The sequence below is a fragment of the Sporosarcina saromensis genome (assembly GCF_033253735.1).
GTDB lineage: Bacteria > Bacillota > Bacilli > Bacillales_A > Planococcaceae > Sporosarcina > Sporosarcina saromensis.
This window is the reverse complement of sequence record NZ_JAUBDI010000010.1, coordinates 26372-45783: the sequence shown is the minus strand read 5'-3', so window position 1 is coordinate 45783 and position 19412 is coordinate 26372. Positions and strand designations below refer to the sequence as shown.

26 protein-coding genes are annotated in these 19412 nt (G+C 43.1%); 20 read left to right on the top strand and 6 right to left on the bottom strand.

The window, feature by feature from the left end:
• Positions 1–81: 81 nt before the first annotated feature.
• The 19 genes from QT711_RS11315 (at position 82) to QT711_RS11225 (ending at position 16210) form a co-directional block, all read left to right on the top strand.
• Positions 82–816: an ATP synthase mitochondrial F1 complex assembly factor 1 gene (locus tag QT711_RS11315; protein WP_317944328.1), complete on the top strand. Its 735-nt coding sequence runs from the start codon at positions 82–84 to the stop codon at positions 814–816.
• A gap of 15 nt (positions 817–831) precedes the next feature.
• Positions 832–1206, top strand: coding sequence for a head decoration protein (locus QT711_RS11310; protein ID WP_317944326.1), 375 nt, complete (start codon positions 832–834; stop codon positions 1204–1206).
• A 30-nt stretch (positions 1207–1236) separates the two neighbouring features.
• On the top strand, positions 1237–2358 hold the full coding sequence (locus tag QT711_RS11305; protein ID WP_317944324.1) for a major capsid protein: 1122 nt from the start codon (positions 1237–1239) through the stop codon (positions 2356–2358).
• A 58-nt stretch (positions 2359–2416) separates the two neighbouring features.
• On the top strand, positions 2417–2707 hold the full coding sequence (locus QT711_RS11300) for a DUF7210 family protein (RefSeq protein ID WP_317944322.1): 291 nt from the start codon (positions 2417–2419) through the stop codon (positions 2705–2707).
• Positions 2708–2726: 19 nt separating this feature from the next.
• The gene (locus QT711_RS11295; RefSeq protein ID WP_317944321.1) at positions 2727–3104 is read left to right on the top strand and encodes a hypothetical protein; all 378 of its coding nucleotides are present in this window, start codon (positions 2727–2729) and stop codon (positions 3102–3104) included.
• Between the two features lie 26 nt (positions 3105–3130).
• Positions 3131–3418 (top strand): hypothetical protein, encoded by a 288-nt coding sequence (locus tag QT711_RS11290; protein ID WP_317944319.1) that lies wholly within the window; start codon positions 3131–3133, stop codon positions 3416–3418.
• Positions 3411–3875: a hypothetical protein gene (locus QT711_RS11285; RefSeq protein WP_317944317.1), complete on the top strand. Its 465-nt coding sequence runs from the start codon at positions 3411–3413 to the stop codon at positions 3873–3875. The genes QT711_RS11290 and QT711_RS11285 overlap by 8 nt, the downstream gene beginning before the upstream one ends.
• Complete coding sequence (locus tag QT711_RS11280; RefSeq protein ID WP_317944315.1) at positions 3872–4288, top strand: minor capsid protein; 417 nt, start codon at positions 3872–3874, stop codon at positions 4286–4288. Before QT711_RS11285 ends, QT711_RS11280 begins: the two co-directional genes overlap by 4 nt.
• A gap of 1 nt (position 4289) precedes the next feature.
• Complete coding sequence (locus QT711_RS11275; RefSeq protein WP_317944314.1) at positions 4290–4853, top strand: hypothetical protein; 564 nt, start codon at positions 4290–4292, stop codon at positions 4851–4853.
• Between the two features lie 54 nt (positions 4854–4907).
• Positions 4908–5294 carry a hypothetical protein gene (locus QT711_RS11270; protein WP_317944312.1) on the top strand — a complete coding sequence of 129 codons (387 nt, stop codon included), beginning with the start codon at positions 4908–4910 and terminating at the stop codon, positions 5292–5294.
• Positions 5295–5347: 53 nt separating this feature from the next.
• Entirely contained in the window at positions 5348–5605 is a 258-nt protein-coding gene (locus tag QT711_RS11265) for a hypothetical protein (protein ID WP_317944310.1), read from the top strand.
• An 8-nt stretch (positions 5606–5613) separates the two neighbouring features.
• Positions 5614–8517: a phage tail tape measure protein gene (locus tag QT711_RS11260; RefSeq protein WP_317944308.1), complete on the top strand. Its 2904-nt coding sequence runs from the start codon at positions 5614–5616 to the stop codon at positions 8515–8517.
• On the top strand, positions 8517–9932 hold the full coding sequence (locus QT711_RS11255) for a distal tail protein Dit (protein ID WP_317944307.1): 1416 nt from the start codon (positions 8517–8519) through the stop codon (positions 9930–9932). The genes QT711_RS11260 and QT711_RS11255 overlap by 1 nt, the downstream gene beginning before the upstream one ends.
• Complete coding sequence (locus QT711_RS11250) at positions 9923–14272, top strand: phage tail spike protein (protein WP_317944306.1); 4350 nt, start codon at positions 9923–9925, stop codon at positions 14270–14272. Before QT711_RS11255 ends, QT711_RS11250 begins: the two co-directional genes overlap by 10 nt.
• The gene (locus QT711_RS11245) at positions 14269–14577 is read left to right on the top strand and encodes a hypothetical protein (RefSeq protein WP_317944304.1); all 309 of its coding nucleotides are present in this window, start codon (positions 14269–14271) and stop codon (positions 14575–14577) included. The genes QT711_RS11250 and QT711_RS11245 overlap by 4 nt, the downstream gene beginning before the upstream one ends.
• Before the next feature lies 1 nt (position 14578).
• Positions 14579–14719 carry a hypothetical protein gene (locus QT711_RS11240; protein WP_317944302.1) on the top strand — a complete coding sequence of 47 codons (141 nt, stop codon included), beginning with the start codon at positions 14579–14581 and terminating at the stop codon, positions 14717–14719.
• A gap of 86 nt (positions 14720–14805) precedes the next feature.
• Positions 14806–15129 (top strand): hypothetical protein, encoded by a 324-nt coding sequence (locus QT711_RS11235; RefSeq protein ID WP_317944301.1) that lies wholly within the window; start codon positions 14806–14808, stop codon positions 15127–15129.
• Between the two features lie 4 nt (positions 15130–15133).
• A complete protein-coding gene (locus QT711_RS11230; RefSeq protein ID WP_317944300.1) occupies positions 15134–15397 on the top strand; it encodes a phage holin in 264 nt (87 codons plus the stop codon).
• A gap of 6 nt (positions 15398–15403) precedes the next feature.
• Complete coding sequence (locus tag QT711_RS11225; protein ID WP_317944298.1) at positions 15404–16210, top strand: N-acetylmuramoyl-L-alanine amidase; 807 nt, start codon at positions 15404–15406, stop codon at positions 16208–16210.
• Positions 16211–16349: 139 nt separating this feature from the next.
• Here the strand turns inward: QT711_RS11225 and QT711_RS11220 are convergent, their stop codons facing one another.
• From QT711_RS11220 to QT711_RS11195, 6 genes are all read right to left on the bottom strand, one after another.
• A complete protein-coding gene (locus QT711_RS11220) occupies positions 16350–16805 on the bottom strand; it encodes a hypothetical protein (RefSeq protein WP_317944296.1) in 456 nt (151 codons plus the stop codon).
• Entirely contained in the window at positions 16805–17239 is a 435-nt protein-coding gene (locus tag QT711_RS11215; protein ID WP_317944294.1) for a hypothetical protein, read from the bottom strand. Before QT711_RS11215 ends, QT711_RS11220 begins: the two co-directional genes overlap by 1 nt.
• A gap of 39 nt (positions 17240–17278) precedes the next feature.
• Positions 17279–17680: a hypothetical protein gene (locus QT711_RS11210; RefSeq protein WP_317944292.1), complete on the bottom strand. Its 402-nt coding sequence runs from the start codon at positions 17678–17680 to the stop codon at positions 17279–17281.
• A 185-nt stretch (positions 17681–17865) separates the two neighbouring features.
• A complete protein-coding gene (locus QT711_RS11205; protein WP_317944290.1) occupies positions 17866–18180 on the bottom strand; it encodes a hypothetical protein in 315 nt (104 codons plus the stop codon).
• Complete coding sequence (locus tag QT711_RS11200) at positions 18177–18362, bottom strand: hypothetical protein (RefSeq protein WP_317944288.1); 186 nt, start codon at positions 18360–18362, stop codon at positions 18177–18179. The genes QT711_RS11205 and QT711_RS11200 overlap by 4 nt, the downstream gene beginning before the upstream one ends.
• Complete coding sequence (locus QT711_RS11195; RefSeq protein ID WP_317944286.1) at positions 18350–18844, bottom strand: hypothetical protein; 495 nt, start codon at positions 18842–18844, stop codon at positions 18350–18352. The genes QT711_RS11200 and QT711_RS11195 overlap by 13 nt, the downstream gene beginning before the upstream one ends.
• Positions 18845–18980: 136 nt before the next feature.
• Here QT711_RS11195 and QT711_RS11190 point away from each other — a divergent pair, with 136 nt between their 5' ends.
• Positions 18981–19307 (top strand): hypothetical protein, encoded by a 327-nt coding sequence (locus QT711_RS11190; protein ID WP_317944285.1) that lies wholly within the window; start codon positions 18981–18983, stop codon positions 19305–19307.
• Positions 19308–19412: the final 105 nt, after the last annotated feature.

Sequence of the window (19412 nt, the reverse complement as noted above, 5' to 3'; positions counted from 1 at the left end):
ACACGCCTAAAACATGCCGATGGCGTAAAAAGCTGTCATGGAAACCATGGTCTACTGAGACCTTAAATTAGGGAGGAACCAATGAAAAAATTAATCATGTATTTATACTCAATCATCATGTCGCTGTTCGTCACTACAAAACAACCTTTGTTGCAAGAGAAGCCTAACTTACCATTACGCTTGAATATCCAACACTTCGCGGGTGATGGAGGAGAAGGCGCAGAAGGTGGGGGCGAAGGAGGTGATGGTGAAGGTGCAAAAGATGAACCCTTCGCAACGTTTAACACGAAGGAAGAACTCAACAAGCGGCTTGGACGCGCTGAAAAGGCTGGTCAAAAAAATCTTGCTAAACAACTTGGCTTTGATTCTGTTGAAGCGATGCAGGAAGCATTGAAACAGAAGGAAGATAAGTCGGGCAAGGATGAGAAAAAGAAGGACGATTCAGTCGATGTTGACAAAGTGATTGAGGAAAAGCTCAAAGAAGTGAACGCCCAAGCCTTCAAGCGTTTACTTAATGCCGAGGTTAAATTAGTTGCGAATGAACTCGGATTCGCTGACCATTCGGATGCACTTGCCCTTGCAGATCTTTCGGAAGTCACAGAGAACGAAAAAGGCGACTTGGAAGGCGTGAAAGAAGCGCTTGAAAAGTTGGCTAAGGAAAAGCCGCACTTGATTAAACAGTCAGGTAGCGGAAACTTTGGATCCGACATCAGCAGGAAGCCAAAAGACGACAAGGCGCATCTTGAGAACATTGCAAAACTTGCACAAAGCCGCGGGGTGCAAACAACAACTGTCAATGACCCGTGGAAACGATAAGGAGGATAATGGATTATGAATTTACAACCACAAAAAGCATTTGAAGTACATGGCGAAGCGGAAATTCTTGCTTCTTATGAGGCAATCCGCGAAGTAGTAAACGGTATTACGATTGATTCAGCAGCAGTAACGGCAGGCGGAGATGGTCGCAAGGTCATTCTGAAAGGTATGCCGATGTCCAAGATGGCTAACGGGAAGTATGTTCCTTACAACTCGGCAGGGATTGATGGCAGCGAAAATCCTTCTGTCATCTTGAAACATACAGTCGATGTAACTGACGGTGATCATGTGGTAGGTGGATACGAAATGGCTAAAGTTATTTCTGAACGTTTACCCGTCACTGTTGATGCAGCATTAATCGGCAAAATGCCGTTCATTCAATTCGCTTAATCAATCGAAAAACTAGGAGGAAATGAACCTATGGAAAACATCAAACCAAAACTATTAAAACTAGATATTCAATTCTTTGCCGGTGGAGTTGAAGAATTAAACCTTGAACAGGCTTTAACCGGCAGAGAGTTGCTTACGTATTCTCGTAACCTTGCAACGCCTCAGAACTATCTAGCTGATCTGTTTTTTCCGGCACGAGAAACATCTGAATTGACAGTCGACGTCGTGACAGCAAGCTCACGCCTGCCAGTTATGGCGCAAATCGGTGAGTTAGGAACACAAGTTGAATACGGTAGCCGCGAAGGGATGACTGGCTCACGTATTCAAATCCCTAAGATCCAGCGTGGTCGTGCAATGGATGAAAAATTAGTTCGTCTATTGCTGCAGGACGGTCTACGCTCCAATGAGCTTTCAGAAATTCGTCGTACACAATTGGATGATGCGTCGTATGCGGTTGATGCTATCAAAGCACGTAAAGAGTGGATTGGAATGCAAGCGATTTCTACTGGTAAAGTCACATATGCAGAGGGTGGAGTACAATTCACTGCAGATTTTGGTTATACAGATGATCAAAAACCAGTATTAAGCGGAACAGACAAATGGAGCGACATTGCTAATTCTACACCGCTCGTTGAAATTCAAGGCTGGGTAAATGAAGCAGCTGATAGAGGCGTTCTCTTGAAGCGCGCGATGACTTCACGTCATATCGTTTCGCTGCTCTTGCAAAACAAAAGCCTTCGTATCGCTTACCACGGCGATCCATCTGGCACAGCAAATCCACCACAATTAAACAAAGCACAGTTAGATACACTCATGGAGACACACGGTTTACCGACTATCGTGGCTTATGATACAGTGGCACGCGTTGAAAAGAAAGCACTCGTGAACAATCGTCCATCATTCAACACTGTCCGCATGATGCCGCAAGATCGTTTTGTATTGCTACCAGATGGTCCATTAGGAGATTACCTATGGGCGAAAACTACGGAAGAAATGATGAATGAAATCGAATCGGTTGAAACTGATTCAAACGGCATCTTCGTATTCCGTAAAATCAACGAGCATCCAATTCGTATTGAAACAATCGGAGTGAACCTAGCGTTCCCTTCTTTCGGCTTCAATGATTCGGTAGTAACTGCTACAGTTATTTAATCAAAGACGTCGATACATTCGGCGTCTTTTCTAATTCATTTTGAAAGGATGATGAACAATGGAAGTCAAAACAAAAGCGATTATTAAACATAACGGCAAATGGTATCAAGTCGGTGAGGAAATAAAGAAGATTAGCAAAGAGGACGGCGGACGTCTGATCGAGCGTGGCCTTGCGGTTGAAACGGAATCGTCAATAAAAGAACGTGCAAAAGCTGAAGAAGCGGCTCAAAAGGCTGCTGAGGAAAAGGCGAAGAAAGAAGCGGAAGAGAAAGCTAAAGAAGAAGTAGCAAAGAAACAAGCTGAGGAAGATGCTGCTAAAGCTGAAGCAGCCAAGAACAAAGGAAAATAATCGAAAGTAGGTGCTGAGTATGCCTACAGTTTTAGAAATAGACGCGTGGATTGCCGCAAACGTGCTTGATTCGGAAGCATGGGATAAAGCAGAGAAGAAAGACCTTGCCGTTGTGCAGGCTACTCGGAATCTATCTCGTTGGTATCCCAAGGTAGAATTAACCGATGAGCACATCGCTTACCAAGCAATATGGGAGCTACAGGGACTTGATCCAGCACTTAAATATCAAAAGCAAGGTGTTAAAGCGGTCACGGACAACGGTGAGCGAATTGACTATGTTTCTCGTAGTAAGGTTGCTCCTGATGTACGTGATCTCCTTGGTGTTCCTCTTTTCGAAATTGAAGAAAAGGAAACTGAAGAGGAAAGCCCTCCACAGTTTGGCGGTGCTTTGTTATGAGTCTGTTCGGCTATCCGGCTAACATATTGCACAGGAAAGCAATTGTCGATGAGTGGGGACGTCCTGGAGGATTTAAGGACGTCCCCCTTACTGCGAAAGTTGTTGAAGAGCAAAAGTTAATCAAGAATGCGAAAGGTGAAGAAGTTCACTCGATTGTCGAAGCGCATTTAGAAGGTCCTCATCTCGTCGGCATGACCGATGAATTTGTGTATCGTACTCAACTTGGCCAAGAAATCAAATTTCGTCCTCAACATATCGAAGTGAAAAAGTTTCTGGGGACTGATGACGTGAAGAAGGTGATTGTCTATGGCTGATAAGTTTTCATTCGAACTAATCGGTACAGAGGAAATGAAAGATGTGCTTGATGAGTTCGAGAAAGCTTTTTTTCGAAACCTCGACAAGGTCCTTACTAAGCTTGCAGAAAAGGTAATTCAAGACGCGCGTAGACTTGCACCGATTGATTCGGGTGATTTAGAAGCGGCTCTCGACAAAGATACAGTGAAAACTGACATCGCATCCATGTATATCGATTTTGGCGTGGTAATGAGTCCGGAAGTCGCCCCTTATGCGTGGGCACAACATGAAGGATTCCGAAAAACCAAGTCCGGAAAAGTTGTCATCTTTACGCCTGGTCCCAAAACGCAAAGTAAGGGGTCTCATAAGGGACATAATCCCGGTAAGAAGTATCTACAAAACGCCATAGCGATTAATGAGGATACTGTACTTTCGGAACTTGCAGAAGCCTTACAGTTTGGAGGTGGTCTGTTTTGAGTGGTAGAGAGTTCATCGCTTACTTAACATCACTTGGATTCAATGTTTTTCCGGATCCAGATCATATGCCGGATGTTCCTGAGAGCCAATTACCGGCTCTTTTTGTTTTTGGTACGGGTGGATTCGGTAGTGACCCGGACTTGCCAATTCAGTATCCGTCATTCCAGGTAATCGTGAAAGGTAAAAGCTATAAAACTGACTACATGCAAATGGAGTTAACAGAAGCACTTGCTAAATCTCTCATTGACGCACTTGATCAAAAGACTGGCTATGTCATTGATAGCAACAAAGTCTATTACAGTCGGTCACAGTCTAGCAATCCGATTCCCATAGGATTAGACATCCACGATCGTCCAACCTATTCAACAAATTTTAATTTTAAAATTCAACCCGCTTTGAAAGGAGCGTATTAATATGGCAGAAGCAAAATATATTGACGTGCCAATTGGCCCCGCAATCGTCGAATACGGAGAAGAAGGGGATATGACGACATTTGATATCACAAAAGGTGGTATCGTTTTTCGGTCAGCATCCACAAAGCACGATGTCACTGTTGATCAATACGGTGATACGGTAGTCAAATCAATTTTTAAAGGTCGGACTTGTGAAGTAGTTGTCCCGTTTGCTCTGTCAGACTTAGCAAAACTCGCTACAGCGATTCCTAACAGTGAACTTATCGCTGACAACACCGTACCAACAGCTCCAAAACTACGTCTTAATGTCTTTTCGCAAGCCGGCTACAATATGACGGAAGGAGCAAAAAAACTTGTAATTAAACCTACAGACCCGTCAGCAACACCAAATGACTGGATTACAGTGCCAATTGCCGCACCTTTAACGGATCCAGAATACACGTATAACTCGGATAATGAGCGTATTGCAAATATGACATTTGCGGGCTATCCGGACTTATCCAATAAAGGATTGTTGTACTTCATGGGTGACGAAACGGCCACTCCTCCAGTACCAGGACCATAATTCAAGAGAGCCCATTGTGGCTCTTTTTATTTTGCTTAGAAATGAGGGAAGATGATGAGCTTTATGAATCGAGTACTTAGCAAAGACACTGTCTTGCTAGGAAAGAAGAAAGCTGAAGTAAAGAAATTAACACCTGCACTATGGAAGAAAGTGTTCGGGGCAATTGATTTATTGCCTGGTGTGGCACTGCAAGTGTTTTCAGCCCCAAGAAAAGACTTATCAGCGTATCTACTACAAGCATTTGATGTCGCATTAGAAGAAATGCTTGAGATTGTTTCACTGGTGAGCGATATCGACAAAGAATATTTGTACCACAATGCAGGACTGGATGAACTTATTGAATACGTGTATTTAACAATCAAGAAAAACCGACTTGATCAAACAGCAAAAAACCTAAAAGGCCTTCTCAAACAACCGCAAGCGGAAACGCCGACGGAGTAAACGAGAAGGCCTCTTCATTATCCATTGATGATTTTTTACGTGACGCTAGCAATTTGTTAAATGTTAGCCAAACGGCAATTGAAAACGAATTCTACATGGTCGATTTACCATTTTTAATACAGAAAAAACACGAGCAACAAAACGCGGAGCTCTTAGTGAAATTGCAGTTGTTGATTGCTTCCAATAATCGGGCGATGGAGGAGTCGGACTACAAACAGTTTATTAACGCAATTACTCCAAAAGAAATTAAAGCGGATATGAACAAATTCGATCGCGACAAATTTGAACAGCTACGAAGAATGCAAGGGTAGGTGAGAGAATGTCGAAGAATATTGGTGATTTAAAAGGTCGTATTACGATGGAAGCATCAGGCTTTAAAGAAAAGATGGCTGAAGCAAGAAGTGAATTGGACAAGACGGCAAACTCTAGCCAAAACCTTGCACGTGACTTCGACGCTATTCAAAAAGGTGCCTTGATTGTCGGTGGTGCTGTCATTGCAGGAATTGGAAGCTCTGTCAAAGTTGCTGCCGATTTTGAACAGTCAATGGCGCGAGTGAATGCAATAAGTGGTGCGACAGAAGAAGAGTTTGCTCAACTTGAAAAGACAGCTCGTAAGTTAGGTGCTTCTACACAATATAGTGCAAGTGAAGCCGCTGAAGGTATGAGCTACTTAGCTATGGCTGGGTTTAATGTAAACGAAACGATAGCGGCGATGCCAGGAGTTTTAAACTTAGCGGCGGCGGCTCAAGTTGGTCTCGGTTCGTCTGCTGATATCGTCTCAAACATCCTTTCCGGATTTGGTATGAATGCAGAGGAATCTGGTCGAGCTGTGGATGTATTGGTCAAAACCATGAGTTCCGCGAATACCGATTTACCTATGCTTGGTGATGCCATGAAGTATGTTGCCCCTGTCGCGGCGTCATTAGGTCTATCCATGGAGGAAACAGCAGCGGCTGTCGGTAAGATGTCTGATGCAGGTATTCAAGGCTCGCAAGCCGGTACTGCTTTACGAGCGATGTTGTTACAGCTTGCAAATCCAACGGGTGCTGCTGTAAAACTCATCAAGAATTTAGGAATTGAAGTAACTGATGCGAGCGGTAAGATGAAGCAGTTGCCTGAGCTTGTTGGTCATATCGGAAAGAAATTAGAAGGTATGACAAAAGCTCAGAAGACGGCGACTGCTGCTCAATTAGTCGGAACTGAAGCGGCTTCCGGATTCTTATCACTCCTTGAAGTCGGAGAAGATACGCTTGCTGACTTTACCAAAGAACTAAAAGATTCGGGTGGGACGGCGGAGCGTGTTGCTAAAGTGCAGATGGATACGCTCAATGGATCGTTTAAAGAATTCCAGTCTGTTATGGAGGAGGTGGGAATAAAGGTTGGTAACGAGTTTCTACCAATTTTTAGAGATATAATAACTGTTGCGATTGATGTTGTAAAAGGTTTCGGTGAGATTGACAGCCAAAAACTTAAGACTGTTGCTACATTTTTAGCAATATCAACAGGAGTCGCGGCATTGCTATCAACAATAGGTAAGCTTTCATTGGCTCTTTCTGCGTTCGCTATGACGCCGGTTGGTGCAGCTATTGTTGCTATTTCATTACTCGGTGGAGCAATTGGAGCTGCCATGCTAAAGTCTGAAGAATCAATTGAAGTCAATTTAGATCACGCTCGAAGTTTGGAAGAACAGAGTAATGCGATGAGTGAGCAGATAGATCGTTATGAAGACTTGAGAGAAAAAAACAAATTAAGTAATGATGAGTTAGCTACTTTTGTCGACTTGCAGTCGAGAATTGCTCTAGAAACAGATCCTCAGAAAATCGAAGCCATGCAAAAGCAATATGACAGACTACAAGATAAGAGTGGATTAACAAACGAAGAAATGGCAACATTTCTCTCGCTAAACGATGATATTATCAATAAAGTTCCTAATTCTAATTCGATATTGACGGATCAAGGAAATATATTATTGGATAATACAGATGCAGCGAAATCATACAATGAACAACTTCTTAAAGAATTGGAATTGGAATTACGTAAACAAGCGATTGCCGCATCTCAAGGGTTAAGTGATAATATCCAAAAGCGAACAGAAGCACTAGAAAAAATTAATAGTCTAGCAGAGGATTATCTGGTTAAGCAGCAAGAAATAGAAGTGCAAGAAATGAGATTGGCGATTGAAGAAGAAAAGTTAGCATTAGCAAGAGAAGGTGGAAATGCAGCCAATATAGCTGCAGCAGAAGAAAGAGTGGAGCAAGAAGAAATTCTACTCCAACGATTAAAAGATCAGAACTATGAATTAAGCGGACAAATAATTGAACAAGAGGAAATCGTCAATGGTATCGAGTTGCAAATTCAAAAGGGACAAGAGGCTTATAGTGAGTTAATAAACTATCACTTAGGTTTAATTGATGTAACCGCTGAAAAAGGGAAAGAAATAGAAGCTATCGATAAAGCTATCGAGAAAACAAAGGAGTTAAGACAAGAAACAGTAGAGAAGTATACTGTTGACGGAAATATTACTCAAGAAGGCGAAGAACAGCTTTTATTAATTGATGAGCAATTGAAGAAAATGGGACTAACGAAAACAGAAGTTGAAAAACTCTTAGTGGAACAAGGTAGGTTAACGGATGGAATAGATGATTCCGTGGGATCTGCTAAAGATCTAAATTATGAAATGAGTAAGGAAATCGAAAAATATATTACTCAAGAAGGATTTGGTCTTAAAGAAGCAGATAGTTTAAACGAAAAATTAGAAAAACCTATTACGAAAAAAGTGTCTGTATGGGAGAAAATAACTCGGTTTTTCACGGGTGATGAAAATAAGGAGAAACGTCACTCTGGTGGAATTGTCGGTTCTTCAGAACCAAAAATGCATACAGGCGGGCGAGTTGCAGAAGTGATGGACAGCCTAAAGAGTCTACCAATGCATAACGAAATCGATGTCCGTCTCCTTCGAAATGAAATGGTGCTTACAGAATCCCAACAAGCAAACTTGTTTAGATTACTAGACGCAGGCTTCTCCAATAACTCCAGTGGTTCATTTAATGACGATGGCAGAGTTGTGGAGTTGCTGCAGATAATTGCTGAAGGAGTTCAAAGTGGAAGAGATGTGTCGATTGTCATGGATGATCGTGAGGTAGGCAGAATCTTAGAACCACATATTTCCGAGCGACAGAAGCTTAAAGAGAGTGATCGGCGTGTGTTTGGAGGTGGTGACTAATGGCAAACTTGACATTTAACGGAGTTAAAAAAGATTGGATAACCGTATTGCGAAAAAGGCGTCCGTATCGCTCAAGTGTTTCACGTAATCTATTGACCATACCAGGTTTTGCAGGAGGTCTTTTAGAGAGTTCGACGGTTAACCCTTTGATTATTCCTGTTCGAATAATGATAAGTGGCGATTCTGAAGATGATTATTTATTAAAGACAGAAGAGCTTGCAGCATGGTTGTCCACGAATGAACCGGCACCATTAATATTTGATGATGCGCCAACACGCACTTACTATGCTTTGTTTAACGGTTCGCTCGATCCGGATGAAATTGTCTCAGTGGGATTTGTGGACGTGCAATTCGTCTGCCCCGACCCTCATAAATACGGTCCTGAAAAATCCGTACTATTAGACGGCACCCCAATCGTCAACCAAGGCACAGCGGATACGTATCCAATCACGACCATCAACATCAAAAAAGATACAACGTTTGTGGCAATCGGCAACGGCCAAGAGGTTAATATGATCGGTAATTACGGCGAGCTCAACGAAGTCCCTTTTGTGCGTGATGAACGCATCTTTTGGGACCAAATGGGCACTACAGTAGGTTGGGGTGCCACATCCACAGTAGAGGGCGGTACGATTGCAGGCATCATGCGGACAGATGGCTATAGCTTTTTTGCGACTGACTATGGCACGGGCAGCGGTTGGCGCGGTCCTGCATTAAAAAAGTCTATCGGTCAATCGGTAAAAGACTTTCGTCTTGATGTCTTGTTGCGTCAAATCGGTGGGCAAGGTCAAGTCGGCAGTGTGGAGGTCATGCTGTTAGATGCTCTCAATCGAGTGGTCGCTAAAATATTAATGACGAAACGCTCTCCTCATTCTCCAGCGATATGGGCGCGAATCGTAGCAGGTAACGAGCAGGACGGACACGACATCATCAATAGTCGTGGTGCTAACGATTGGACGTGGCATCAGTTTGACGGCATGTTGCGCATAGAGCGTGTGGGCAACGTTTGGAAAGCGTACGTGGCAAGATATGACGCGGAGCATGGTTGGCACGCTCGTCTTGGTGGGGAGTGGGTGGATACGGCAGGTGTTGCGACAGCAAATATCACGCAAGTACAAACGCAATTATGGGCGCATGGCACGACTCCACCTACCACGACTCAACGTATTGATGACATTAAGGTGTTTAAGATTAACGACGTGCCTGATGGTATACCGTATGTGGCTCGTGCTGGTGACGTGGTTGAGTTTGACCACACGAAAAACATCATCACGCTTAACGGCGAGGACGTGACGCATGAAAAAGCGTTTATTGGCACGTATTTCCCGATTAATTCTGGTGCGAATTATTTAACAGCTGAACCAGTGGACGCAATAGAATCAGCAACAGTGAGGTGGCGAGATAAATGGCGTTAATCCACATATTAGACAGTCAATCAGATAAGATTATCGGCACGCTCGACACGTCAAAAGGGCAAGTCAAAGAGCCAATCATGACACGTAGCATCGACAATTTTCACACATTTGAGATGACTGGACTCGTCCAATTTGACAAACTCACAAAACGCAACCGTTTGCTCGTACAAGATGCAGATGGTTTTTTTAATGAGTTCATCATCACCTATGCCGACCAATTTAAACGCACAGCAAAAGAGGTGCGGTCGCTTGGTAGTTTTGTAGACTTGCAAAAAGCAAAAGTCATCTCACCGCAGGATATTGATTTAACAGGAGCAACCCCTGCTTCTGCTCTTACTGCGGCATTGGACGCCACTGAATGGAAGCCAGGTATAGTTGAGTATACAGGCAGTTTCCGCACGATTAAGTTAGTCAGTCACACTGATCCGTACAGCTTGCTTAAATTAATCGCGTCCACGTTTGATTTGGAATTGCGGTTTAGAGTAGTTGTGAAAGGCAACCGCATCGTAGGTCGTTTCGTGGATTTAGTTGAGCGTATCGCGGGATTTGAAGGTAAGGAAACTGAGTACGGCAAGGATTTGGTTGGCATACGGCGAGTAGAGGACACATCCAACATCGTCACGGCTTTACTAGGTCTTGGCCCCATTAGAGAGGACGGCACGCGTTTAGAGGTGTTTGTCGAGGACAAGGATGCGCTGGCTCGATGGGGACGCAATGGCAACCATCTAATTCAAGTTTATGAGCCTACTTCCACTGACACAGAAATGACAATAGAAAGATTGCGCTCGTTGACGCAAACAGAACTAAAAAAGCGTGTGGAAGCCGCGGTCATGTACGAGTGCAAGGCGGTTAGTTTAGAGCATGTATTTGGCTACGAGCACGAGCGTGTAAGACTAGGGCAGACTGTGCGAATAAAGGATGACGGGTATACGCCCCCATTATACTTGGAAGCGCGTATAAGAGAAACTGTGGAGAATATTGCAACATCTAAAGTTGTTGACTTTAAGATTGGCAACTATATCGAGCACAGCAAAGCAGACCTTGAAAAGCAAATCGCTGCACTCAAAACCACAATGAGCGAGCGTCTAGCCAACATGATATACGCCACTGTCACGTCCTCATCTGGGACTATCTTTAAAAACGGCATAGGCTCAACTACGCTAACCGCTAACGCTTTGTTAAGCGGCGTTGAATTTGACGCTGACGGCACAAAATATACGTATGTTTGGTCAAAGTACGACAAACACGGCTACCCCGTTGCAGGTTGGTCGGCTACTGGAAAGACATTGAGTGTATCTGCTGTCGACGTGGACGAAAAAGCTATATACATGGTTAGCGTATCTAATGACAAGATTAATGTGCCTGCTCAAATCACCATTAGCAATGTGTTTGATGGTGCTGATGGTACTGACGGCACAAACGGCACTGATGGCAAGGACGGTGTGGACGGCGTTAGTGTTACATCTGTCACAAACTATTATCTTGCTAGCGCATTATCAAGCGGAGTTACTACGTCCACTACGGGGTGGACGACTGCCGTGCAAAATCCGACAAGCTCGAAAAAATATCTGTGGAATTACGAAAAAACGACGCTGTCCAATGGCACGTCAATTAACACTACACCAACCATCATCGGTAACTATGCGGCTGATGGCTCATCAGGACGGGGCATTAGCAACATCGTGGAGTATTATCAAGTATCAAACAGCAACACGGTAGCCCCGACTAGTTGGGTAACGACGCCACCTGCTACCACTCCTGCAAATAAATATCTGTGGAATTATGAGCGTATCACTTATACCGATAACTCCACATCTGATACGCCAAAAAGAGTGATTGGTACGCATGGGGATACTGGTGCAGATGGCGCAGACGGAAAAGGTGTCACTTCAGTAATCGAGGAATATTACCATTCCACTAGCGCAACAGTTTTAGTGGGTGGCACATGGTCAACAACCGTCCCTGCTTGGGCAGACGGCAAGTATGTATGGGTGCGTACGAAAGTCACCTATACGGATAACACGTCTACTACAACTGACCCTGTTAACGTGACGGGACAAACGGGTGCTAACGGAGTGACTACCTACAGTTGGCGTATGTATGCAGATGATGACAAGGGGACGGGTATTAGTGCTAGTCCTGCAGGCAAGAGGTGGATTGGGTGGGCGCATAACAAGACATCTGCAACGCCTAGCAACACGCCAACCGATTATGCTTGGTCGCCGTTGTATGACAATGTGGTGGTTGGTGGAAGGAATTTGTTAGCGCATAGCGACATGAATAACCTCAGTGGATGGATTGGCAATGGTGGCGCTAGTATCGTGATGGAAGGTAATTATTTGAAAAATGTCTTCCCGTCATCTACTTCTACTCCAGGAATTCGTAGCGCTGAAAAAATCAGTTTAGATAAAGGGATTTACACGTTATCAGTCAAAATGAATACTGATAACCTTTTGCAAACAAGAAAACTAAGAATGTATTTAATTGGTGTCGGACAAGTACACAAAGAAATAGAAAGAAAAATCGGTATGTCTGTTCACACCGTGACTTTTGAAATAGAAAATGACAGAATAGATGATTATTTCTATATACTGTCCATAGGTTCCGACCAAGGAGATTTTATTCTCTACGACTGGATAAAGTTAGAAAAAGGCAACATCGCCACCGATTGGACACCAGCACCCGAAGACGTCGAGCAATCAATTGCTGATGCAAAAGACACAGCCATCACAGCCAAGACAACAGCCGATGGCAAAAACACTGTGTTGTACTCCAATGTTGCCCCGCCAATCACTGGACGCAAGCCAGGGGACGTTTGGTTTAAGACCAATGACGGCTACAAGATGCATCGATTCGATGGCACTGGATGGGTAGTCGCTCAATTTGGAGAAAATGCGATTGTCGCTAACTCGATTACGGCTAATCATATTAAATCGTTGTTAGGTTTAAATGTAGCTGACCAATTCATCGTGGATGCATCGGGTGTGCGCTTCATGGGCGATTTAACAGGGGCAAGGGGAACTTTTAGCGATAAGGTCGAGGTTGGTGGCGCAGGCAATGACGGTGTTATCAAGATATTGGATAGTAATGACGAGGATGCCATCATACTTGACGCCCTAACACGCGCTATCGACAGGCTGTACGTAGCTAATTTTTCCAGCCCCTCCGTCATTATGATTAATCGCGAAAACTTGTTTTTCTATGTTGACCCAATCAACGGCAATGACGAAAACAGCGGTGTGGATTGGACTAACGCAAGACAAACTATCCAATCATGCATCGACTCCATTCCTAAACACAATGACGGCATCGTGACGATTGTGCTGCATTACGATAATGCCAAAAATATTTACGAGGACATTGAAATCCACGGATTCACGGGCACTGGCGAGATTAAGATACTTGGTCAAATCGTGACCAACAGGATATTCGGTTCTGTTTCAGTGGATGCTTGTGACAATTATGTATCCTCGGATAGATTCACGATTGTCCCTACAGGTGACGTAGGATTTAAGGCATTTAGATCAAAATACGTTTCCGCTAATCTTGTACACGTTTGGGGACAGCCGACAGGATATGCTTTTGCGGCAAACTTTGGTGGCAATCTACGTCTCACCAACTGTCATATCGACAACATGGCTATGGGCATATCAGCTAGGGAGTTTGGTCAAGTCTATGTAGATAACTGCACAGGTATTTCAAATACGTATGGTATGGTCGCTCAATTAGGCGGAGTGATAAGAGGGAGAGGTACAGCGCCAACGGGCAAGACAGCTAACACCTATAAAGACGGTGCAGGCGATATTATCGGCTCGTTTACGTATCCTACTCAACCGACACCACCTGCTCCACCACCTACGACATCGACTGTCGAGTATAAGTCTGCTAGCGGTAGCACGTATAACGTGTCACAAGGCTACTGGGATGATGCTTATGGATTTGCAGGCTCTGTCGTACAAGGTGCTTGGAATGGCGGTAGAGTGGCTAAAGGTGCGTGGTTCTTTGGTAGCCAATTAAGCGCTGTGGTAGGTAAGTCCATTAAGTCAATGCGTGTATGGGTGCAACGTGAAAATGTTGGTGGTAACGGTGGTTCAGTGACCGTAACGATTAAGCCCCATAACTATTCAACGCGTCCTGCGGGCAATCCTGCTTTTAGGGGTGAATCTGTCAATGTATCGCTTGCAAGAGGTGAGGGCAAATGGGTGACGTTACCATCCTCTTTTTACGCGCCATTTGCGGCTAATACGGCAAAAGGCATTGGCATCGAAGCCATCAGCAACACAAATGCGTACTACGCTCGTTTAATCAAGGATGCTTGGATTGAGGTGACGTACCAATGATTATCGTGATCTATGATGATTTAAGAAATATAGTCAGCGTTATTAAAAATGTAAGTGGTCCTATCGTTAACGGCAATGATATCACTTGGGAAGATGGCTCTCTAACGGGAGTGCAGCTTCCTTTTTTGTTGCTTGACGACATGGAGATTACGGAAATTACCAATGAAATCATTGCCATGGATAGAAAAAGTGAGTTTCCGTTTGTTGATTTTAAAAAAGAAAATGGAGTATTAAAGCAAGAAAACGAAATGAACTCTATGGCAATTATGGAGTTAGCAGAATTAATCATAATGGGAGGTGTTTAATATGTCAGCACTAGCTATGTTGTACGCTACTTATATTATGAAAGGTCCTGAATATAAGACGTTTAAGGACGTCCCGGCGCTACTTAAACCACAGGTAAAGGATATATTGACAGAAGAAGGATTCGAGCATTTGGCGAAGTAAGGACGTCCATACGGGCGTTCTTTTTGTTATCAAAAAGAGAAAAGGGGAGGGGGTCAGTGATGACGATAACCGAGGAGGCAAAAAGCATGGAGAGTATCGTGCAGGACCACGAAAAACGGATTCTTGAACTTGAAAAGAACTACGGAGAAGTTCGCAAAGAAATTACAGTTGTCCAGACTTCCCAAGCAAAGATTGAGAACATGCTTTACACACAAAACACAGAGCAGAAAGAGCTAATTGACAAGCACCAACGGGAGCAAACCGTTCTCTTAGACACTTTGTTGTCTCACACGCTGGGAATTAAGAAAGACAACAACAAGCAACGAAAAGATATCCTCATCGCCTTATTTGGTGGTGGAGGTATCTTATTTTTATTGATTGAGACTTTGCAAAAATGGATTGGAGGATAAGGATATGAAAATTAACTGGAAAGTAAGGTTGAAGAATAAGTACTTCTGGCTGGCTATGGTGCCGGCTTTTTTGTTGGTCGCGCAGATTGTGACCGGATGGTTTGGGTATGAACTAGCAGCAAATGCAATAGGTGACGAGGCAGCCAATTTTATTAATGCGGTATTTGCCTTGCTTGTCATTCTTGGGGTCGTAGTAGATCCGACAACGGACGGTATGGAGGATAGTGAGCAGGCTATGCGGTACAAAGAGCCAAAAAGAAAGGGATGAAATAATATGGTCAAAATCGCGCTAGACGCCGGACACGGAATTAATACACCAGGCAAACGCTCACCTGATGGCGAACGCGAGTGGTCATTTAACAATGCCGTCATACTCGCATGTATCGAACGCTTGAACACGTATCAAGATGTGCAAATCCTTCGCCTTGACGACCCTAGTGGTAAGAAGGATGTATCACTAGTTGCTCGCGTTAAAAAAGCGAACGATTGGGGAGCGGACGCATTAGTATCGGCTCATCATAACGCGCTGATAGATGATTGGGGTAGTCATGGTGGTGTTGAGACATATGTATCTAAAAACGCAAGCAAAGCATCTGTTGAACTAGCCAAGATCATCAATCCTAAAATAGTCGATGCAATGGGCTTACGTAATCGTGGCGTGAAACGTGCTGACTGGTATATGGTCCGATACTCAAAAATGCCTGCTATCTTGACAGAGGGTGGCTTCATGGACAGCACAACGGATATTTTAGCTTTGCGCGATAAGGATAAATTAAAGGCACAAGGGTATGCAATTGCAGACGGTTTGGCAGCATACTTTGGTTTAAAGTCAAAGCAAACGAATAAGCCCTCAGGAGGAATTACAGTCACTAGCAATCGTGGTATAGGTGTGGTCGAAATACTAGACAACACAGTGTTGCGCAAGGAGCCGACCTACACGAGCAGCATCATCCGAAATCTAAACGCTGGTGAAAAGTATGTAGTATATGCTTTAGAAAACGGCTGGTTTAATGGCGGTGGCGACCAGTGGATTTTTGCAAAGCATACGCGATTTATCCCAAACGCAGATACTAAGATTTGATGCGACGTGGACGTTTGCTAAATTAATTTGCATAAATAATCAGTCAGTGATAATATTAATGTACTCTTCTCGTAAACAGTATCCTAACATTTGCTAGAAGAGTGATAGCGCCCCGTCCTTTATTGGATAGGGTGCTTTTTTATTTTTTGGGTAGATGCAAATCCTCCAACATTAAACGACCTTTATAATAAGCATCTTCCGCTGTGTTAAATCCCGACTTATAGTGTCGCTTACCATCAACAGTAATCCAAGCCCGATAACGTAGTTCTTTGGATTTTCGAGTGTAATATTTACTAACTCCACGATAACCTGTACTACTATCTTTACGTGGTTCTTTGTCTTTAAATAATTGCAGTGCAACACCGTTCACGCGCTTCTCATCATATTTCTCTCGCAAATGTTTTTCTTCCATTTCTTTTTTTAGACACCCGCATGATTGAGTGTCTCCTGCAGTTAAATCAGTTGATACGGCATTGATATATTTGCCGCAATCACATTTGCAAGCCCACACAATTTTACCCCGTTTCCGTAAATCGGTTTTTTGTAGTACGGTAAGGCGACCAAAACGATCGCCAGCCGTTATATTGCCTGCCATCAGATGCGCTCCACACTCATAGGATTATCCCAGTCGCAAGCTTCACTTTCATCCTCCAACAAGCCATTCAATTCACCGTCATCATTCAACCAGTGTTCTTTGATTTTCCAAGTGACTGTGACCTCATTCCCGTCTGCTTCAATGCCTGTCGCTTCGTAATACGGGCTTTCGTGCGTCCCTGTCAGATATGCTTCTTGTGTCAATGTGTACTCGATTCCTTCAAAAGTCACTTTTTCCATTTTACCCATCTCCTCTAAATAGTAGTTATAAAGCTTTTCTGCCGTGGCGAGTGTCATGTTGCTGATCGGAGTTTCACCGTTTTGATAGCGATTCGCCGTCCGGTTATTGATACCTAAATCCTTTGCGATTTGGTAAGATGTGCGGTTATCCAATATCCACTGGACACCCTTTACGAGCTTTTCGTATGCTGACATTCCGTTACCTCCAGTAGGAGGGCGAACCCTCCTATTTAATCATGCGAAGATTTCTGCTAGTTGACCACCAGTGATTTCTTCAACTTCTCCGTTTTCCACTTTCACATAAGAGCGATTTCCTCCATTGCACACCTCGTATACTTTCCCGTTGTAGAGCTTAAATTCTTTTGCGCCAGTCCACTCGTCCCAAGCCTCGATAAATTCTCGGTTGTATTTGAATTTAGGGTGAGTTCCTGTAATTTCAGCTACCCAAGTTTTGTGGTTGCGGCTTCCCGAAAGCGTTTCGATCATTGCAAAGTTCTTTTCCAATTTTTCCACTCCTTTTTTAATTTCTGCCCACGCCATGACAAGAGCCTGCGCGAAGTATTCCTTTACTTTACCACCGAATTTAGCAGCACCGTCTTTTGCGATTTCCCAAGCTCTTGTCATAACGTTTTTCATTTTAAATTCCTCCTCGTTTTTTGTTTTTGTGTTTGTCTCTTGCTGTTAAATATATAATACCACCGTATTTTAGTATACGCAAGTATTATATTGATTTATTTTGCGATTTATTCAAAAATGAGCCAAAAGTCCTTGTTTGATAGAAAAGAATAACGACCGCATCATCAGAAGATGGGTCGCTGAGATTAAAATTCAAAAATGTACTTTCTATTTTTACCTACACCTACACCTAATATAACAGTGGACACGTTAATTGTTTGATTAATATCATCTAACCAAATTTCGTGATCGCCCTCGGTTTGTGCCTTATATATAATTTTTTTGACGACATCATCAAAGTAAATTACTTTAGATCCGTCGACTGTAGTTGTCAGCTTATCGTAAAGTACATCTATATTCTTGAGGATAATTCGTTCGTCAATGATAAAAGGCTTTTGCAAACTCAATGCGAGTTTAATGTCATTCTCATGTTGTTTGTTCATTGAAAAAACAATGCTCACTTCTTACGCTCCCTTTGCTTTGGATTAGGTTGATCTTTTAGAATTACCCAAGAATTACCGAACTTCTTCGCATCCACCAAACCTTCCTGACATATCGCTTTTAAGCGGGGGACGGATAGCCCCCAAAGATCGCTAGCTTCGTGTACATCCATAATTTGTTCAAATACATTCAGCTTTTCCATAAATACAACGTCACTCCCTTATCTAACTTACCAAAGCCGTTTGCTATCAGGACGTCACTCATAACTTCGATACTGTCAATTACTAATCCTTCTTCGTGTTCGTGAATAGCGAAGTTACCTTCGACAATAGCAGGTCTTTTATGGTCAGCAATACGTATTTCGTCACCGTTATCGTTAATCGCATACAGCGAGGAGCTGACGTTTGATTCTTCTACTTGATAGCCAGCAGCTCTCAGCGTATTTACTACTAACTCTTTTTCGTTTACTTTCTCAAGATTCACATCAACTTCCCATAAGTCACTCTTAAGTAAAGCTTCTTCATCTTGAGCATCAATGGCAGATTTAACTTCTTCCAAGAGTTCTTCAAGTTCTTCGTATTCAGGGTTGTTATCATACGCAAGCTTGTCGATTGATTCTTTTAGCAGCTTTCTCTCATACTCAGATGCCGTTAAATCATAAATCCATTCATTTAATTTAATCAATTTTAGGTCCTCCGCTCGTTTCTAATTCGTTAAATCAAGTATAATACAATCCAAAAAGATTGTAAAGGAATTTGTTAGAATTATTAGAAGGACTTCTGATACCTTTTGTCGAACTAGGTCAATAGGAGGGGATATTATGTGGAAATTTCAACTTAGTGATGTAAATTGCTTAGTATGTAAGACTTATTTCATCAATTGGGATGTAGCTGTGATGGAAGAGGGGGAATTGCCAATATGCGAATTGTGTATCATTGATATGTGCGCAGTTAAAGTACAGTATGACGGCAGTCAAGATTTGCTAGAATTTTTGACTAACGAAGTGGATGGTAGAACATGTCCAGGTTGCTTAGAATCTGCAATTGAATTACACGGAATTAGCTATGGCAGCACGGTTTGGGGTGATGGGCGGTGCAGGGAGTGTAACCAGGGATGGAGCTTGGAAATACATATTGAGTTTGTTTAATTTTAAGAATTAAGCGCCCTGTCCTTAAAATCGGATGAGGGCGCTATTTTTGTGATTACAATGTTTTATAGTAATATTTCAATTAAACTGGTATATTGTTATTTG

What these genes read in the sequence shown, in the direction of transcription:
- QT711_RS11315 (WP_317944328.1), top strand. Translation starts at nt 82, where the DNA reads ATGAAAAAATTAATCATGTATTTATACTCAATCATCATGTCGCTGTTC.
- QT711_RS11310 (WP_317944326.1), top strand. Translation starts at nt 832, where the DNA reads ATGAATTTACAACCACAAAAAGCATTTGAAGTACATGGCGAAGCGGAA.
- QT711_RS11305 (WP_317944324.1), top strand. Translation starts at nt 1,237, where the DNA reads ATGGAAAACATCAAACCAAAACTATTAAAACTAGATATTCAATTCTTT.
- QT711_RS11300 (WP_317944322.1), top strand. Translation starts at nt 2,417, where the DNA reads ATGGAAGTCAAAACAAAAGCGATTATTAAACATAACGGCAAATGGTAT.
- QT711_RS11295 (WP_317944321.1), top strand. Translation starts at nt 2,727, where the DNA reads ATGCCTACAGTTTTAGAAATAGACGCGTGGATTGCCGCAAACGTGCTT.
- QT711_RS11285 (WP_317944317.1), top strand. Translation starts at nt 3,411, where the DNA reads ATGGCTGATAAGTTTTCATTCGAACTAATCGGTACAGAGGAAATGAAA.
- QT711_RS11275 (WP_317944314.1), top strand. Translation starts at nt 4,290, where the DNA reads ATGGCAGAAGCAAAATATATTGACGTGCCAATTGGCCCCGCAATCGTC.
- QT711_RS11270 (WP_317944312.1), top strand. Translation starts at nt 4,908, where the DNA reads ATGAGCTTTATGAATCGAGTACTTAGCAAAGACACTGTCTTGCTAGGA.
- QT711_RS11260 (WP_317944308.1), top strand. Translation starts at nt 5,614, where the DNA reads ATGTCGAAGAATATTGGTGATTTAAAAGGTCGTATTACGATGGAAGCA.
- QT711_RS11255 (WP_317944307.1), top strand. Translation starts at nt 8,517, where the DNA reads ATGGCAAACTTGACATTTAACGGAGTTAAAAAAGATTGGATAACCGTA.
- QT711_RS11250 (WP_317944306.1), top strand. Translation starts at nt 9,923, where the DNA reads ATGGCGTTAATCCACATATTAGACAGTCAATCAGATAAGATTATCGGC.
- QT711_RS11245 (WP_317944304.1), top strand. Translation starts at nt 14,269, where the DNA reads ATGATTATCGTGATCTATGATGATTTAAGAAATATAGTCAGCGTTATT.
- QT711_RS11240 (WP_317944302.1), top strand. Translation starts at nt 14,579, where the DNA reads ATGTCAGCACTAGCTATGTTGTACGCTACTTATATTATGAAAGGTCCT.
- QT711_RS11235 (WP_317944301.1), top strand. Translation starts at nt 14,806, where the DNA reads ATGGAGAGTATCGTGCAGGACCACGAAAAACGGATTCTTGAACTTGAA.
- QT711_RS11230 (WP_317944300.1), top strand. Translation starts at nt 15,134, where the DNA reads ATGAAAATTAACTGGAAAGTAAGGTTGAAGAATAAGTACTTCTGGCTG.
- QT711_RS11225 (WP_317944298.1), top strand. Translation starts at nt 15,404, where the DNA reads ATGGTCAAAATCGCGCTAGACGCCGGACACGGAATTAATACACCAGGC.
- QT711_RS11220 (WP_317944296.1), bottom strand. Translation starts at nt 16,805, where the DNA reads ATGGCAGGCAATATAACGGCTGGCGATCGTTTTGGTCGCCTTACCGTA.
- QT711_RS11215 (WP_317944294.1), bottom strand. Translation starts at nt 17,239, where the DNA reads ATGTCAGCATACGAAAAGCTCGTAAAGGGTGTCCAGTGGATATTGGAT.
- QT711_RS11210 (WP_317944292.1), bottom strand. Translation starts at nt 17,680, where the DNA reads ATGAAAAACGTTATGACAAGAGCTTGGGAAATCGCAAAAGACGGTGCT.
- QT711_RS11200 (WP_317944288.1), bottom strand. Translation starts at nt 18,362, where the DNA reads ATGGAAAAGCTGAATGTATTTGAACAAATTATGGATGTACACGAAGCT.
- QT711_RS11190 (WP_317944285.1), top strand. Translation starts at nt 18,981, where the DNA reads ATGTGGAAATTTCAACTTAGTGATGTAAATTGCTTAGTATGTAAGACT.